Source organism: Thermosporothrix sp. COM3 (assembly GCF_059696735.1).
In genome coordinates, this window is sequence record NZ_AP019376.1 from 2,772,160 (window position 1) to 2,789,289 (window position 17,130).

At 54.0% G+C, this 17,130-nt stretch carries 12 protein-coding genes; 7 read left to right on the plus strand and 5 right to left on the minus strand.

Translation table 11 applies throughout. The annotated features are described in order from the left end of the window. Positions 1-611: 611 nt before the first annotated feature. Positions 612-2,339 (minus strand): sensor histidine kinase, encoded by a 1,728-nt coding sequence (locus tag KTH_RS12000; RefSeq protein ID WP_497618828.1) that lies wholly within the window; start codon positions 2,337-2,339, stop codon positions 612-614. 49 nt (positions 2,340-2,388) lie between these two features. After that, complete coding sequence (locus KTH_RS12005; protein WP_497618830.1) at positions 2,389-3,081, minus strand: response regulator transcription factor; 693 nt, start codon at positions 3,079-3,081, stop codon at positions 2,389-2,391. Positions 3,082-3,305: 224 nt separating this feature from the next. Between KTH_RS12005 and KTH_RS12010 the strand changes: the two genes are divergently transcribed. Then, entirely contained in the window at positions 3,306-5,663 is a 2,358-nt protein-coding gene (locus tag KTH_RS12010; protein WP_497618832.1) for an MMPL family transporter, read from the plus strand. Between the two features lie 54 nt (positions 5,664-5,717). After that, positions 5,718-6,068: a DUF4464 domain-containing protein gene (locus KTH_RS12015; protein ID WP_137686292.1), complete on the plus strand. Its 351-nt coding sequence runs from the start codon at positions 5,718-5,720 to the stop codon at positions 6,066-6,068. A 2-nt stretch (positions 6,069-6,070) separates the two neighbouring features. Here the strand turns inward: KTH_RS12015 and KTH_RS12020 are convergent, their stop codons facing one another. Beyond that, on the minus strand, positions 6,071-6,607 hold the full coding sequence (locus KTH_RS12020; protein ID WP_111321199.1) for a hypothetical protein: 537 nt from the start codon (positions 6,605-6,607) through the stop codon (positions 6,071-6,073). A 289-nt stretch (positions 6,608-6,896) separates the two neighbouring features. Between KTH_RS12020 and KTH_RS12025 the strand changes: the two genes are divergently transcribed. From KTH_RS12025 to KTH_RS12045, 5 genes are all read left to right on the plus strand, one after another. Further along, the gene (locus KTH_RS12025) at positions 6,897-8,123 is read left to right on the plus strand and encodes a CynX/NimT family MFS transporter (RefSeq protein ID WP_211326095.1); all 1,227 of its coding nucleotides are present in this window, start codon (positions 6,897-6,899) and stop codon (positions 8,121-8,123) included. A gap of 41 nt (positions 8,124-8,164) precedes the next feature. Then, a complete protein-coding gene (locus KTH_RS12030; RefSeq protein ID WP_111321096.1) occupies positions 8,165-9,124 on the plus strand; it encodes a D-2-hydroxyacid dehydrogenase family protein in 960 nt (319 codons plus the stop codon). A gap of 231 nt (positions 9,125-9,355) precedes the next feature. Next, the gene (locus tag KTH_RS12035) at positions 9,356-10,684 is read left to right on the plus strand and encodes a cation:proton antiporter (RefSeq protein WP_111321098.1); all 1,329 of its coding nucleotides are present in this window, start codon (positions 9,356-9,358) and stop codon (positions 10,682-10,684) included. A gap of 1,111 nt (positions 10,685-11,795) precedes the next feature. Beyond that, a complete protein-coding gene (locus KTH_RS12040; RefSeq protein ID WP_111321102.1) occupies positions 11,796-14,408 on the plus strand; it encodes an FAD-dependent oxidoreductase in 2,613 nt (870 codons plus the stop codon). 13 nt (positions 14,409-14,421) lie between these two features. Next, a complete protein-coding gene (locus KTH_RS12045; RefSeq protein ID WP_111321104.1) occupies positions 14,422-14,778 on the plus strand; it encodes a Rieske (2Fe-2S) protein in 357 nt (118 codons plus the stop codon). Positions 14,779-15,208: 430 nt separating this feature from the next. Here KTH_RS12045 and KTH_RS12050 read toward each other — a convergent pair whose 3' ends face one another. Both KTH_RS12050 and KTH_RS12055 read right to left on the minus strand, forming a co-directional pair. Next, positions 15,209-16,081, minus strand: a complete 873-nt coding sequence (locus KTH_RS12050) for a carbohydrate ABC transporter permease (protein WP_111321107.1) — start codon at positions 16,079-16,081, stop codon at positions 15,209-15,211. 14 nt (positions 16,082-16,095) lie between these two features. Then, the gene (locus KTH_RS12055) at positions 16,096-17,097 is read right to left on the minus strand and encodes a carbohydrate ABC transporter permease (RefSeq protein WP_111321109.1); all 1,002 of its coding nucleotides are present in this window, start codon (positions 17,095-17,097) and stop codon (positions 16,096-16,098) included. Positions 17,098-17,130 lie beyond the last annotated feature (33 nt).

The window sequence follows — 17,130 nt, forward strand, 5'->3', positions numbered from 1 at the left end:
GCCGCCTGCTCCACCTGAGCGACGCGTGCTACGCCTACCTGAGAAGCGGGGAAGAGCAGCCGGCAGAAGGCGATGTGCTGACGGTCTTCAATCTGAGCGACAGTCCCCGGGAAATTCCGGTCCCTATCGCTCAATTGCGTTGCCTGCTTGCCACGGCAGAGACTCCAAAGTTGCATTGCGACGGACAGGAAACCCGCATCACGCTTGCCCCACAGAGCGCCGCCGCCTTCCAGGTGGCTCGCTAGCGATGCGCGTGGTTCCACGAGAACAGCAGAGCCGATTCGCGATGCACTGAGCTGCTTGCCTCTTCATATCATCGCTAGCGACGCTCATAAGCCGCACTGGTTCCTGTTTCGAGATCAGAAGAAGTGCTGAACAGAAGCTCATACACAAGAGCACTGAGCAAGCACCAAACAAGTCCGGAACGAGATCAGTGCGGCTTCCCTTTTGCAAAGGGCCGATTGGAAATGATGGAAAGACAGAAACCCGGAAGCCTCATCCTCGCTCTCTATTGGCGCGTACGCGCCCTGCTTGCTCGATAGCTTCCCGTTTGATAGCTTCTCTTTTGATATTATCTTTTAAAGAAAAAATCCCCTATCAGCCCCGGGGATCTATAAGTCCTGATGAGAGGCAACGACGGGCAGCCAGACACGAAACGTTGAGCCGCACCCGGGCTGACTCTCTATCTCAATACAGCCCCGATGTTCTTGAACAATCCAGCGGACAATTGACAGGCCAAGCCCTATCCCTCCTGCTTTCGAGTGGCGCGTACGCGCCACGTCTGCTCGGTAGAATCGCTCAAAAAGTGAGGGGAGATGTTCCGGAGCGATGCCAGGCCCGTCGTCCTGAATGCAAATACAGGCCCATCCGACAGGCTGCTGAGCTTCTCTATCTCGTGTCGCATTCTCATCGCTGCATCCACTCAAGAGACTTCTATTCGCCATTCCTCCTCTTAACAAACTTCCAGTTTCTTCTTCTCCCCACCCTTGCAACTCACCCCCTTGTAGCTCTCTCTCCTTCAACACATCCCCTTCTCGGATCGGCTCTTTCGCTTCCCGTCCTTTCAACGCATTCCCTTGCAAGGATCGCTCTTTCAGGGCCTCTTCTCCCGGCATCCCCTCTTCCAACGAGACCATCACCCGCGAGCCCGTTCCCGAAGTATATTTGATTCCGTTAGTCATCAAATTCAGGCACATACGCACCAGATGTTGCTGATCACCCAACACATAGAGTTCGGGCAGGGAGCCGGTAGCAAGCGTTATCTCATGCTGGCGGGCAAAAGGAAGCAAGCGCTCGATAGCCGTAACCAACACATCGCTCAGATCAACCGGCTCGCGTTGGAGCGTGATCTGTCCGGCATCGGCACGGGCCAGCATCAGCAGATCATCTACCAGCGTGGACATCTGCTCGGCTTCTTCTTGAAGTTGATAAAGGAGCTGCCGGTATTCTTCCGGCTTCTCAAGAGCTGTCAGGCCGCGATGGATCTCAAGGAGCAACAACGTTAACGGCGTACGCAGCTCATGGCTGGCGTCGGCAGTAAAACGTTTCTGGCGTTGGAAGCCCTCTTCCAATCTATCCAGCATGCGGTTAAAGGTGGCAGCCAGTTCACCAAACTCATCATTGCTTTGCAGGGAGAGACGACGCTGTAGATCGGTCTCGGAGATGGTGTTCGCGGTTCGCGTGATGAGCTGCACCGGCTTCAGAGCTTTTCCCGCAAGCCAGTAGCCACCAGCCGCAGAGACAAGCAGAATCCCGCTTCCATGCAGCAACAAAATAAGCAGGAGTTCCTGATTCTCCTGCTGAATCTTCTCCCGAGGCAGCCCGACCAGCAGCGTGACATTCTGTTCTGGCACCGGCGAAATGGAGATATGATAATCGCCCTGTGCGCGTGGCACGTCGGGCAACATGCAATTCAATGTCATATGACCCCTGGATGCAAGCGCCTGCAATGTCAGGATCGCCCGGTTGCTCAACGGCCCTGCCGTATAAAGGATGGTTCCGCGCTGGTCAAGCACTACCACCACCTCACTCTCTGGCAGCCTCACGTTTTTGCTGGCAAGCATACGCTCAAATGCCACACGCCGAACCGCCGCCTCGCGATATGCATCCGTTAATTGCAGGGCATCTCTGCGCAGCAAGCCATCAAGCTCGGTATCGACTTTTGTCGCGTTCATGTGCTCCTGTGCACTATAGAGGCTCCCCCCAAAGACAAGCAGCACCACCATCACGATCGCCAGGTACCAGAGTGTCAGCCGCACCCGAACACGAGCGAGAAAGTTCCAGCACCGCACCAGAAGCGCTGTCATAGGCCCTGATGGTTCTCTCAATGTCTTATCCATAACAATTCTTTCTTCTCGGATCTCCCGATGCGCCCTGATTCCGGGCATCTCATACGAACTCTCTGGCAGGGCGACGCTGTGGAGAGCGCAAACGATAGCCAATCCCTCGCACCGTTTCAAGCAGCTTGACGGGAAAAGGATCGTCAATCTTGCGCCGCAAACGCCGGATGTAGACATCAACAACGTTTGAGCTTCCCTCTAGCTCATCGTTCCAGATACGGCTTTCGATCATCTCGCGTGTCACCACCTGATCGGGATGCAACAGTAAATATTCGAGTAGCGCAAACTCTTTCGGCGTCAGCTCAATGACGGTCTCAGCCCGCATCACCTGATGCAGCGCCGGATCAACCACCAGATCAGCAAACGTCAGTCGTCCCTGAGGATGACGCCGCCGCTGTAAGGCACGCAACCGCGCAAGCAATTCACGCATGGCAAACGGTTTGACAAGATAATCGTCCGCGCCACTGTCCAGGCCCTGGACACGATCGTCAATACTATCACGGGCCGTTAACAGCAAGATTGGCGTCTGCACTCGCCTTCTGCGCAGCTCGCGGCACACTTCCAGGCCGTCTTTTCTGGGCAGGAGTACATCAAGAATAATCAGATCATAGGAGAGCAATTCCGCCATATCCTGTCCCTCCTGCCCATCATATGCGCTATCAACGCGGTATCCCTCCGCTTCCAGGTTCTGGCGTAAAGAAAGATTCAGCTTCTGATTATCCTCAATGACCAGGATATGCATTTTCTACTCCTTTTTTACTGCTGTATCTCGTTGTTTATCGATTTTGGAGAAAGATGACAAAACAATGACAGAATTTGCGGCGAAAATTCATCGTTCTGTCATCCCCCCCTCTTATACTTTTGCCTGATAGGGTTTCCATCTCTCTATTAAGTCAGATTTGACTTAATAAGGCAAGGGGTAAGAGACCTCTTTCCCACACCATAGAAAAGGAAGAGAATGCATATATGTGGAATCCGCTTCACTGGCTGACCGACGCCTCCGCCGGGCGCCGAGGACGCTGGATCGTCATCGTCCTCTGGTTGGTCCTCGCGGGTGTTCTGGGGGGACTTGCCCCCAAGCTGGCAAACCTGTATGACAGCTCCATTACATCATCTATTGGTGATCAGGAGTCAGTTCGAGCCCAGGAACTTCTGAAACAGGCTTTCCCCGGACAACGAGGTATTCCGGCACTGATCGTTTTCCATGATCCAGCCAGGCTGAGTCAGGACGATTACAACACCACAAAAAAGGTGAACGACTGGTTCGTCTCGGGAGATCGTCCCAAACAGGTGAAATCGGTCGTTTCGATCTACACAGTACCACAGGCAAAATCGCAGCTTGTCTCGCCCGACGAAACCACGATGAACATGATTGTTCTGCTGGATAACGAGAGCGGGGTCAAAGTCTCGGAGCTCATCAAGCAGATCCGCTCCTATACGGGCCAGTTCGACCGGGACTCACTGAAAGTTAAGGTAACGGGTCCGGCAGGCATTGCAGGCGATATGAGCATTGTGTTTGGACATGCCGACTTTGCCTTGACGATCGCGACTATCGGGATTGTTCTGCTATTCCTTATTGTTATCTATCGCTCACCGCTGCTGGTATTACTCCCTCTGATCGGGGTTGGCATCGCGCAAGTGGTGGTAAACGGATTACTTGGCTTTGGCGTTCAGGCGCACCTCTTCAGCATCAGTCAGGACGCCACCTCAATTGTAACTGTGCTGCTGTTTGGAGCGGGCACCGACTATACCATTTTTATCGTGTCGCGCTACCGTGAGGAGTTGCAGCTAGAGGCCGACCATGTACGAGCGCTCCAGAAGACGCTTCGCGCTGTGGGGGAGGCAATTCTTTCCAGTGCAGGAACCGTCATCGTGGCCGTGCTAACACTGCTGCTGACGCTACTTGGCCTCTATCACGTTCTGGGGGCAGCGCTGGCAATCGCGCTCTTTGTCATGGCACTGGTTGGCCTGACGCTGGTTCCAGCCCTGTTGAGCCTCTTCGGACGGGCTGCATTCTGGCCGTTCCGCGCCTCGGTACAGGTGGGTGCGAACACGAAAAAAGCACGCCCCGGGCTCTGGGAGCGGGTCGCATCGCTTGTTACACGCCGTCCAGCGCTCTCCGCACTCTGTAGCGCTTTCCTGCTGGTGATCTTAGCTCTCGGGAACCTCGGCATTCCGCAGGTCTTCAACACGCTGACCGGTTTTCGGAGCGCCACCGATTCCAATGAAGGTTATAAGCTCCTGTCGAGCCACTTCCCACCGGGCACGCTGGCACCTTTTAGCGTCCTGATTCACTTTAAGGATCAACAGAACGCCTACGAGCATCTCGACGCCATCGACGCGATCACCGAGGCCATCACACAGGTCGACAATGTTGCTCAGGTTACAGGACCAACACGCCCCGATGGCAAGAAGCCCGCAATGACTCCCGCCCAGATACAGCAAAGCATTGCACAATTGCCGCAGGAACTCAGGCAGGCACTGCGTTCAGGCGACTCGGAGACGATTCGCAAGGCCATGCGCACCACAGATCCGCGCAGTATCGGCCTCTATGGCGCAACAATCTCATCTATCTCGAATGATAATCGGGTCGTTCGCTTGCAGGTCACGCTGAAAAGCGATCCGTACAGTGATAAGGCGCTGGATACGGTTTCGCCGGTGCGCGATGCTGCAAAGGTTGCCGCCGCCCGCAATGGTATTCAAGAGCTTGTGGACTCGATCATGCTGACCGGAGTGACGCCCCAACAGGCCGACACGCGTACCGTCAACACGCACGATCAGCTCTTGATTATCCCGCTGGTGCTTGTGCTGATCGCGCTGGTCCTGGGGCTACTGCTGCGTAGTATCGTCGCGCCGCTGTACCTGCTTGCCACCGTCACGCTGAACTATCTCGCGGCCCTGGGCATCTCAGCGTTCATCTTCACCCGTATCGGTGGTGATGAAGGCATTTCCTATGCCCTGCCGCTCTACACCTTCATTTTCCTGGTCGCATTGGGCGCAGACTACACTATCTTCCTGATGTCACGAGTGCGCGAGGAAAGCAGCATCCACGGCCTGGCAAAAGGTCTTCCCATTGCCCTGAGCCATACAGGCGGCGTCATTACCTCGGCTGGCCTGATTCTTGCCAGTACCTTCCTGGTACTCAGCTCGATGCCGGTTCGTGAGCTCTATCAGCTTGGCATTACTGTCGCGATTGGCATTCTGCTTGATACCTTCGTGGTCCGCGGGTTCCTGGTTCCGGGCATCGTACTACTGTTACGCGGCGCGAACTGGTGGCCTGGCAAGCTTCCACAGCCCAAAGAAGCAAACGAGCAACACGACTAAAAAGGAGAGAACCGGGCCGATCTCCGGTCCGGTTTTCCCTTGAGAGGATGATGTATGATGTGGCAATTCATCTGCTGTTGTCTGGCCGCTCAGACTTCATACGAGCGCACCCAATTTCTCAATCGGCTTCAAGAGGCACTGGAAGCCAGAGGAAGTGATCCACTGGCGCAAGATATAGGCCTCGATTTTCTGCGCTATCTGACGAAAGATGAGGCTCTGACTGTCCTTGTAGAGCGGCGCGAGCTAGTCAGATCGTTGCAAGAACAGCTCGTACTGCATCAGAGTGATGATGATCTGATCACTCAAATCATGCAGGATCACTTGCAGACGGTGCTGAATGCCGAAATGCAATGGCTCAATCGCACGATCATGCTCCTGCACTCCGCGCAATGCGAAGAAATATAGCCCTACTCAGGCAGGCGACGAAGCTCGCTCAAGCGCTCCACCTGCGAGCGAAGCACTCGCTTGCGCTGCTGCGGGTTCATGACTGAGGAATCAGGCACCCATTCCAGCAGACCTTTATCGATTGCTCGTGAAATTCGCATGCGGTTCGCCTGGGTGTTCGCTCCAAAGGCGAGAGCAGCCGCGCTACTGATCGTAATGAGGTCATCAACCGAGATCCACCAGCGCACCTGTGAGACCATCGTACCAATGTCGGTCTGCCAGAAGCTATCAGGAATGGTCACACCAGCATGGAGCGTATTCCCGAACAGCACTTCCATCAGGTTTGTCAGCGCTTGCTCAACCTGCTGAATCAGCTCTTCTGATCGATGATATCTGCCATTGGCAACATCGATCAACAGCAACATATCCTGATATAAGGGACTCTCTTCGTTCACCTCTTCAGTCAACTGTTCAGCAGCCAGTTCACCCAATGCTTCACCAAGTTTCAAATAGTGTCGCCGCACTACCTCGCGGGCAAGCCCGGAATCAAATAACGCCATACGCTTTCCCTCTTCAAAAGAACCGTCAGGATAAGAGAACTTGCGAGCATCGTCAAGAAGCAAGCGCTGACCCTGTGCATTTTCTTACATGAAGGATATAATAAAAGATGAAACACCTCCCGTCTAGCAGTTTTCCTCTTCCATACAGGCATGTTCGCGCTTTGAGAATGACATACATTGATACAATCAGCATATTTCTCTCTTTCTCTATGAGAGCCGAACAAGAAAGGCTTTCTGCTCTGCCTGACTGCCTGTATTACACGATAAGCAAAACGTGAAGGAGTGATTCGTGTTGAAAACGAATGAACCTACCCGGACCCCCGTTCAGCGCGCTTCCAGGCGCTCCCCGCTCACTGTGGCCGTGATAGTTGCCTGTATACTCTTGCTTTCACTCAATCTGCGGGCGCCTCTCAACGGCGTCGGCCCACTCATCGAACAAATTCGAGTGTATACAGGACTTTCGAGCAGCCTGGTAGGCCTGCTGACGACCTTACCGCTACTTGCCTTTGCCTTCTTCTCGCCATTCGCGCCGCGTCTGGCGCAGCTTTGGGGACTTGAACGCGTCCTGTTTCTCAGCCTGGTTATTCTGACGATCGGGGTTGCTCTGCGCTTTATTCCCGCCATACCTTTTCTATTTCTTGGAACTGCCATACTTGGCCTTGCGATTACTGCCGGAAACGTGTTGCTTCCCGGTTTTATCAAACGGGACTTCCCACGGCAGGCCAGCTTGCTTACCGGAATCTATACAACCGTTATGTCTATCGGTGCCGCGCTTGCCTCTGGGACCAGCGTCCCCCTCTCGCGCTGGCTTGGCTGGAATGGAGCTCTCGCGTTCTGGGCACTTCCGGCGGCTATAGCAGCGCTTCTCTGGCTCACGCGTATTCGTGACGCAAACAAGCCTGAGCTCACAGAGACGCCGTCTGTTCCTTTCGGGCTGCTTCTGCGCTCTCCACTTGTGTGGAAGGTGACGCTCTTTATGGGCCTGCAATCACTCCTCTACTATGTCACGATCTCCTGGTTGCCTGCTCTCCTTCATGATAAAGGGCTTAGCGCTACCGATGCCGGGCTGATGCTCTCGCTGCTGCAACTGATGGCCCTACCCGCTGGCTTTATTGTGCCGATTATTGCAGCTCGTTACGCCGATCAACGCGCCCTTGTGGTTATCATTGTCGCTCCGGCCGCACTTGCATTTATCGGCTTTGCGACCACCACAGGTTCATGGCTTCTGCTCTGCTCTATCCTGCTCGGCCTGAGCCTGGGGGGCTGCCTCACGCTGGCTCTGCTCTTCTTCATTTTGCGCACAACCACCACACCAACCGCGGCCAGCCTCTCCGGCCTTGCCCAATCGCTCGGCTATTTGCTGGCAGCCATCGGCCCGACGCTATTTGGCGCACTGCATGACCTTACAAATGGCTGGCTTGTGCCGCTCTACACGCTTTTCGGGATCTCTATCGTATTACTTCTGGCAGGGCTTGGAGCTGGCCGGAACCGTTCAGTTGAGAGTACGCTACAATAGAACAAACAAGCAATCTTAGAAAGAAACGAGGAACACATTCATTGAAGATTGTCATTCCCGATGATTATCAGGACGCAGTACGGCATCTGGACTGCTTTCAGAAGCTTCAGGGCCATGATGTCAAAATCTACCATGATACGGTAACAGATATCGAGACTCTGGCGGAGCGCTTTCAGGACGCCGAAGCCCTTGTACTGATTCGGGAGCGCACGCCGATTACAGAGCCACTGCTTGTACGCCTGCCACGCTTACGCCTTATCAGCCAGACGGGACGCGGAGCCGCTCACATCGATCTCGCAGCCTGCACCCGCCACGGCATCGCAGTTACTGCCGGAGGTGGCTCACCCTACGCAACCGCTGAGCTGACATGGGGTCTGATTCTCGCCGCAATGCGTCGCCTGCCACAGGAAATCAATGCGCTCAAAGCAGGAAAATGGCAGACAACGCTTGGAATCGGGCTTCACGGGCGTACACTTGGCATTTTTGGCTACGGCAATATCGGCAGTCTGGTTGCCAGCTATGGGCGAGCATTTGGGATGCGAGTCCTGATCTGGGGCCGCGAAGGCTCGCTCAGCAGGGCACAGCGCGACGGCTTCGAGACAGCAGCCGGTAAAGAGGCACTCTTTCAAGAGGCCGATGTCCTCAGCCTGCACCTGAAGCTGACCGAGGGCACACGCGGTATCGTCACGGCGACGGACCTTGCCCTGATGAAGCCAACTGCGCTACTCGTGAATACCAGCCGCGCAGGCCTGATAGAGCATGGAGCGTTGTTGAGAGCACTTCAGGCCGGGCGTCCGGGTTTCGCTGCCGTTGATGTCTATGAGAAAGAACCTGCCCCTCATGATCCACTTCTCTCACTGCCCAACGCGCTCTGTACGCCGCATCTCGGCTATGTTGAGAAGGACAGCTATGAGCTGCTCTTTGGTGCGGCCTTCGATCAGGTGCAGGCATTTGTAGAAGGAAAACCGCTTCACCTGCTGAACCCCGACGTTCAGCAATAGATCAAGGCCACCTTTGAAGCTGCAAAGGTGGCTTGCCCTCTTCCGTCTTTCCTCTTGCCAGTTTTGGCCATTTCAGGTACACTGAATAGAGCTACCTCAATATTCGCTCAAGAAAATCAGAAAAACGCTCAAAATAGACAGGCGTGCCGGGAAGTCTGGTCGGCTCTCCTTCCTGCACAGGAAGGCAGAAAACGTGTAATTCATTACTATTCCACAGGAAAGGCCGCTATTATGGATATCCCGGTATTGATGCGTGAACTCGTGCTCCTGCTGGTGATCGCAAGCCTCGTGATCGCCATTACCCGCAAGCTCTCGGTTCCCTATACCCTGGGTCTGGTAGTCGCAGGGGTTGGACTTGGCCTGAGTGGCTGGATTCCCGATCTACGCTTAGATCCTGATCTTGTGCTTTTTGTCTTACTTCCTCCCCTTCTCTTTGAGGGCGCATGGAGCGTGAAGCTTTCGTTGTTGCGCGAGAACTGGCGTGCCATCTTTTTTCTCGCCGGTCCCGGACTGCTGCTCTCGCTGGGTATCCTGGCCGTTACCTTTCACTTCTTTGATGGGCTTGACTGGATTGTCGCGCTTCTACTGGCAGCGGCACTCTCACCAACGGATCCGGTAGCTGTTCTGGGGCTCTTTCGACAGCTTCATGTGAACGAGCGCCTATCAAACATCATTGAGGGCGAGAGTCTGTTCAATGATGGCGTTGCTGGCTCGCTCTATCAGACGTTTCTTGCTGTAGCACTGCTCACGGTTCAGGGGAAAAGCGGTGGTGTGGCCTGGTTCAGCAGTATCGGCACCTTTGCGCTGGAAGCAGGGGTAGGCCTGCTTGTTGGTTTGCTTGTTGGTTTTGGCATCAGCCAGCTTCTCAGGAGGCTCGATGATGCCCTGCTGGAAACAACGATCACTGTCGTAACGGCCTACGGCACCTATCTACTTGCCGATGAGCTGCATGGTTCCGGTATTATCGCGGTTATTGTTACTGCCCTGTTGCTCGGAAACTACGGCCAGCGGGTTGCACTTTCGCAGCGCACAAAAGCCGCAATTGACAGCTTCTGGACGATGATAGCCTTTCTTGCCAATGCGCTGATCTTCCTGTTGGTCGGAGTACAACTCAACCCACAGGCATTTCTTCCCACAACGAGTGTCGGCCTCCCAAGCTGGATCATAGCACTCCTGGCAATTGGCTTTGTCTTGCTTGCGCGTCTGATCCTGGTTGGCGTTCTGACAGTGCGTAACTGGGTTGCATTCCCTCGCCGCAACACCTCCCGCTGCACACACCAGCCGCTCCCACGGTCGTGGCTCTTCATCATCTTCTGGAGCGGCTTGCGTGGCGCGCTGTCGCTGGCCCTGGTGCAATCATTGCCGCTAGATTTCCCGAGGCGTGATGTCTTGCTGGTCTCCTGTTATGCCGTGGTGCTCTTCACCTTGCTGGTGCAGGGGCTCTCGATGCGTTGGATTTTGCAGCCGCTGCTTACCCCGGCTCATCGGCCAAAGGAGCCCCCAACTGAGGAAGTGGATGAGCGTGTCATTGTCGAGGAGGAACAAGAATCTCCTGCCTGAAAACAGGGCTCTGGCGGTGTTCTCTTTCCCGCCAGAGTTTCTGTATGTTAGCTTCCAAGCGCTGTAATAAAGCGCTCCTCATACCAGGGCCTTCGCAACATCACCAGTTTGCGCCTAGAATCAAACGGCTGACGGGGACCGAGCATCGTAATCGGCTCAGCACGACATCAGAGATACGCTCATTGCAGGCTACTCAAGCTGATGGAACCACGCCATGATGCTTGTAGCCATACCAGCTCAGTTGTTGCAGTAGCTCTTTGATTTCAGATGGATCATGCAGACGGAGCAACCCGGCAATCTCATCCCGCCACAATCTTTCAGGCCCACAATACAAGCAAGGTCGCTTAATTGCTTTGCCTCATAGAAGCGATAGCTACTTGTTCCATTGATGCTGACAGGTCACAGAGCCCGATGCGTCATAATGCCACAATGTCTTGATCGACATCTGCTCTAAACACACATATTTTCCAATTCTGAACGCATATTCCTTAAGCAATTGTTTTCTTATCTCAGACAGAAGAAAATAGCGCTTCTCTTTGCTCATTTTGCTGACATTCCTCACAAAAACAGGAAAAGAGAGTAACCAGAGAAAAAGCACATAAACACTCATATCAGGCACTCTCGTTCCTACAATTCAGGATATAGAGGATCAGAGTGACTACTCAGGGCAGGTCAATTCTGGGTGCTGCCCTTGAGTGGTTCCAGGACGGCAAGCCCTGCACAGCGGAACAGATGACCCACCACATTCTGAACAGTATTGTAGATGGGGCAGGTGGACTTACTCCGGGCGGCATCCCTGCTTCACGAATCACGGTGATACACTCCCGCATAAGAAGCCGTCTCTGTTGCAGTACTGTACAGATTGCACAAATCACGGGTTCTGTAATTGAGATAATTTAGCTGTTTTTCCTCTCTATTCCTCGTGGTACCTTATAACAGAACAGTTTTTTGTACAAATTCACTGAAAGATATACACTGTCAACCGCTCGACCGGTAGAACTGTTGCTATTTCCACCACGCTGAAAGGAGATAATCCAGGAGGGCGGATGCATGCAATGGCCTGGCAAAAGATGTACCAGATAAAGAAGAGTAGAAAGGAGAGGCTACCTCAATGACGCAGAAGCTTGTAGTCATTGGCAATGGAATGGTTGGAGCGCGCTTTGTCGAGGAGCTTGTCAGGCGACACGGCAACGATTTCTATAGCATTACCATGTTCGGTGAAGAGCCATATGGCAATTATAATCGCATCCTCCTTTCCCATGTGCTGGCCGGAGTCGATACCTTCGACACCATTTCCATTCAGCCGCTTGACTGGTATAGCGCAAACGGGATTCAGTTGCTCACCGGACAGCGCGTCACCATGATTGATCCGGTTCGTCGCGTTGTCCGTTCAGATCAGGGATATGAGGCACATTACGACCAATTGGTTCTTGCAACGGGAAGCCGCCCTTTCATTCCGCCACTGGACAATCTCTATGCCGCTCCCTCCCAATTCAAACCCGGCATCTTTGTCTTTCGTACGCTTGACGATTGTCGCACCATGCTTGATTTCGCGGCAGGTGCTCGGAGAGCAATCGTACTTGGTGGTGGACTGCTCGGGCTAGAAACGGCCCGGGGACTGTTGGCTCGTGGATTAGAAGTCCATATAGTGCATGCTTCTCCGGTCCTCATGAACGCGCAACTCGATGAGTCGGCTAGCGCGATATTGCTGACCACGTTACAGCGGCTAGGCCTGCATGTCCACCTGGAACGACATACCATCGCAGCCCTCGGTGAGCAACACTTCACCGGCCTGGCGTTTCGCGACGGCTCGACGCTCGATGGCGATATGCTGGTGATCTCAACCGGAATTCGGCCCAATACCGAGCTTGCGATACAGGCCGGATTAACCGTCGAGCGCGGGATTCTCGTTGATGATACGCTTGCCACGTCCGATCCTGCTATCTTTGCGATAGGTGAATGTGCACAGCATCGAGGCAAGACGTATGGGATTGTCGCACCTCTCTGGGAGCAGGCTCGCGTCCTTGCTGAGCGTCTGACACATGCACACACTCTTGCTCACACATCTGCTAACACGCTTACCAGCACATCTACTGACACACCATCACACACACCTGCTAACATATCTGCTAACACACTCTCTAACACATCTGCTAACATATCTACTGACACACTTCACAGCACTTCGCCAAACATTCTCACTCACATGCTTTATAAGGGCTCAAGCCTCTCAACCAGACTAAAGGTCATGGATATCGAACTTCTTGTTCTGGGGGAAGATTGGCGCGTACGCGCCAAAGACGAGGTTCTCTCGTATGCTGAGCCTGAGAAGGGTATCTACAAAAAGATACTCATCCGGGAGAATCGTTTAGAAAATGCAATTCTACTGGGCGACTGCTCGGGTGCGGCTCGCCTGCAACATTACTTTGAGCGTAAACAGCCGCTTCCCGAGAATCGCGCCGAGTTGCTCATATCCCTCTTCAACCTCGGGGCACTCAATTCCGGGCTTTCTCTTGACCCCGCTCAGGAGCTGGCCGAGCTGCCGGACGATGCCCAGATCTGTAACTGCAACGGTGTGACGAAAGGCACGATTATCGCGGCGGTTAAGGCGGGCAAGCGCAGCCTTCCTATGCTCACGGCAGCAACGCGGGCCGGTACCGGTTGTGGCTCCTGCAAGGGACAGGTGCAGGTACTGCTGGAGCTTGCCGCAGGCAGCGAGTTGATTGAAGACCCCTCGATTCACTACTACGTGCCGGGTGTTCCCCTGCGCAAGCCAGAACTGGTGCAGGCAATCAAGGAACAGCAATTACGTAGCGTCTCCGCAGTCTTCAAGGCGCTCGCCAATGGTAAGGAGGACCCACAGAGCAAGGCCGGGCTGGCTTCGCTACTCAAAATTATCTGGGGGAAGGAGTACGAGGATGAACGAGATGCCCGCTTTATCAATGACCGTGTACACGCCAATATCCAGAACAATGGCACGTTCAGCGTCGTACCGCGTATCTATGGAGGCATCACCTCTCCGCAAGAACTTCGTCGGATCGCGGATGTCGCAGAAAAGTATCAGGTGCCGATGGTCAAGCTCACCGGAGGGCAGCGCATCGATCTGCTAGGCGTGCGTAAGGAGCACCTGCCCGCCGTCTGGCGCGAACTCGGAATGCCCTCAGGTCATGCCTACACAAAAGCCTTCCGGACCTGTAAAACCTGCGTCGGCAGCGAATTTTGTCGCTTCGGCCTGGGCGATAGCACAGCGCTCGGGGTCAAAATCGAACAACGCTTTCAAGGGATTGAATCGCCCCATAAACTGAAGCTTGCCGTCTCGGGATGTCCCCGCAATTGTGCAGAATCAACAACAAAGGATATCGGCGTTGTTGCTATCGAGGGCGGCCAGTGGGAAATCTATATCGGTGGGGCAGCGGGCTCTCGCGTACGCAAAGGCGACCTTCTCTGCACTGTCAACACTCATGATGAGGCCCTTCAGCTTATCGGGCGCTTTATGCAATATTATCGGGAACACGCCAGGTATCAGGAACGAACCTATGCATTTGTAGAGCGCATCGGCATCGAACGGATACGCCAGCTTCTGCTTGAAGATGTTGAAGGCATCGCCACACAGCTCGATCAGGCGATTCAGGAAGCGGTTGACGCCTATCGCGACCCCTGGCAGGAAGCGGAGCGACCCGTGACCGCGAATCAGTTTGCTGAAGTGCTCGCATACACAGAATAGGAGGCTTGCACCTATGACCATTAGCGTTTCTTCAGGTGTTTCGACTACTCCACGCACCACAACGACCTATCATCTGGGTTCAATCGAACAGATACCGCCAGGAGAAGGCCGGGTCTATGTGGTAGCCGGAAGGCAGATTGCCATTTTCCGCACCCGTGACGATACCCTCTATGCAACGCAGGCTCATTGTCCTCACAGAAATGGGCCGCTCGCTGATGGCCTTGTGGGCTCGCACACTGTGCTCTGTCCTCTGCATAGCTATCAATTCGATTTAAGGACAGGAGCCCCCTCAATGCCGTCCTGCACGGCACTCACGCTATATCCGGTGACGGTGGACAGCTCCAGGAATATCGTGCTACAGCTAGAATAAATCGTCCTCCTTTGTTCCGTCTGCTTGCTCTACTCCGCGAACAGGGGCAGGCTCGTACTGCCAGTGTCCTTTACTCGCAATGGTGCGATAGAAGCAGCGGCGCTTCCTGTAGTAATTCGGGAGAGTGACACATCCTCCGGTCGCTCTCCTTTTCATTGCACTTCTGTTTATTACGGTTCTGCTTCAGCAGCACATCAAACAGTGCAAATGCTCTTCCAATTCTTTGCGCTCCTGCATCGGCAAACTGAACGCCCCACGCAAACAGAGAGAGCAAGACGGGTTCCAGCGTGCGCCCACACAGCAGCGCCGGTCCGTGGAAAGAATAGGCCCGGAATCGGTCACGCCCTCCAATTTCCTCAGCGAGGGGGACTATTTTCTCAGAGGATTTGCATATGAGGATCACGTGACAATGCATGTGATCCTCATAGCCTCACTTGATTTCAGCGATCGCCACACCGCTATCAATGTACCGCTGCCCTATCGCGTAAAGCAGCACCGGAACCGCCAGCGCAATGACCGTCGCGGCCATCATCTGCGGATACACCGAGGTGTACCCATCGGTGAAGTAGAGCAAACCAAGCGGGATCGTTCGGTTATTCTGGCTGCTCAAATAAATCAGCGGGTTCCAGGCATCACGCCAGCTCGCCAGAAACGAGAAGATCGCCACCACAATGATGACCGGTTTCGACTGCGGCAGGATGATATTCCACCAGATCCGCAGGTTGCTACAGCCATCGATTCGCGCCGCCTCGTCAAGCTCCTTCGGCAATTCCATAAAGAACTGACGGAACAGAAAGATGTTAAAGGCCGAACCAAAAAGCTGCGGCACGATGATCGGCCAGAAGGTATCAATCCATTTCAGGTTGCGAAAAATCACGTACAACGGAATGGTTAATACCTGTGATGGCAGCATCAGCGTCGACAACATCAGGATAAACCAGAGCGTGCGCCCGGGAAAACGAAAGCGGGCGAAGCCAAAAGCAACCAGCGATGACGAAAGCGTATTGACGACCATCGCATAGATCGCTAACAGAACGCTGTTCAACACATAGCGCCCGAAGTTGTATCTGGTAAAGGCCTCGACATAGTTCGACCAGACAAACGGCTGCGGAATCCACTGAATCGGCACGGCATAATATTGCGTCTGGTTTTTCAACGAGGCAGAAAGCAGCCAGATAAACGGCAGCAGAATACAGAATGCCACCACCACCAGGATGATATAGGTCAGAATGATACTGAGGCGCTGCAACGTGCGCCCCCGCTGATACAGCGCATGCCGTGTCGTCTCTGCCTGTGAGCTCATCTCTTCCTCCTTCCCTACCAGCGATCAGTATTGCCCGAACGCCGGAAGATCAACAGCACAACGATAGTCAGCACAAGCGTTATCAGGAAGATCACAACAGCCAGAGCCGAGCCATAACCATAGTTTCGGGAGACGAACGCCTGCTGATACAGGTAGGTCAGGAACGTCGAGAGGCTGTTATGATAGCCCAACACGCTTCCCAGGCCGCTTACACCGACAGAGCCAGAACCACCACCGGCAAAAATCAGCGCCGTATCGAAGACCTGAATATGGCCGATCAGCGTCATAATTGTGTTAAAGAGAATGACGGGCGTTAATAGCGGCAGGGTAATATAGCGGAAGCGATGCCAGGCCCCCGCGCCGTCAATACGAGCCGCCTCGTAATAGGTCTGCGAAATTCCCTTCAGACCCGCAATGAAGATCAACATCGTACCGCCCACAAACCAGAAGTTGACGAAAATGAGCGCCACAAGCCCGATCTCGGGATTATTATAGTTGTTGAGCCAGTTCACCGGAGCAATACCGAAAAGCCCCAGAATCGTATTGAACAGCCCGTACTCGCCCGCATTGAAGACCTGCACAAACATCGAACCAATCGCGACCCCGACCATCAGGCTTGGTAGATATAGCACGGTCCGAAAAAAGTGGTTTCCGGGAAAGGCCCGGCTGAGCAGCAGCGCCAACGCAAGCCCTCCCACGATATAGATGACTGTCGAGGCAGTCACATACAGCAACATATGCCAGCATGTTGCGGCGAAGACAGGATCATGAAACAGCAATTGCTCGTAGTTCTGAAACCCGATCCATTGCGGCTTGCCAAACAATTTGTAGCGAGTAAAGCTGTTATAGATCGTGTTCAGCAGCGGATACAGGTAAAAGAGTAAGAAGCCAATAATCCAGGGAGAGATGAAGAGATAGCCAGCGACAGCCTCCCTTCCAAAAAAGCGCTTCCTGGTTTGCTTCGAGCGCTTCGCTTTGAGAGCAACCGCATCCCTGGCATGCTCGGTTATCGCCATACAAAGACTCCTTTGTCAAGGAACAGCAGAGAA

Coding starts and splice junctions, on each gene's coding strand:
- KTH_RS12035 (WP_111321098.1), top strand. CDS start 9,356: ATGGATATCCCGGTATTGATGCGTGAACTCGTGCTCCTGCTGGTGATC.
- KTH_RS12000 (WP_497618828.1), bottom strand. CDS start 2,339: ATGGATAAGACATTGAGAGAACCATCAGGGCCTATGACAGCGCTTCTG.
- KTH_RS12050 (WP_111321107.1), bottom strand. CDS start 16,081: ATGAGCTCACAGGCAGAGACGACACGGCATGCGCTGTATCAGCGGGGG.
- KTH_RS12040 (WP_111321102.1), top strand. CDS start 11,796: ATGACGCAGAAGCTTGTAGTCATTGGCAATGGAATGGTTGGAGCGCGC.
- KTH_RS12005 (WP_497618830.1), bottom strand. CDS start 3,081: ATGCATATCCTGGTCATTGAGGATAATCAGAAGCTGAATCTTTCTTTA.
- KTH_RS12015 (WP_137686292.1), top strand. CDS start 5,718: ATGATGTGGCAATTCATCTGCTGTTGTCTGGCCGCTCAGACTTCATAC.
- KTH_RS12045 (WP_111321104.1), top strand. CDS start 14,422: ATGACCATTAGCGTTTCTTCAGGTGTTTCGACTACTCCACGCACCACA.
- KTH_RS12055 (WP_111321109.1), bottom strand. CDS start 17,097: ATGGCGATAACCGAGCATGCCAGGGATGCGGTTGCTCTCAAAGCGAAG.
- KTH_RS12010 (WP_497618832.1), top strand. CDS start 3,306: ATGTGGAATCCGCTTCACTGGCTGACCGACGCCTCCGCCGGGCGCCGA.
- KTH_RS12020 (WP_111321199.1), bottom strand. CDS start 6,607: ATGGCGTTATTTGATTCCGGGCTTGCCCGCGAGGTAGTGCGGCGACAC.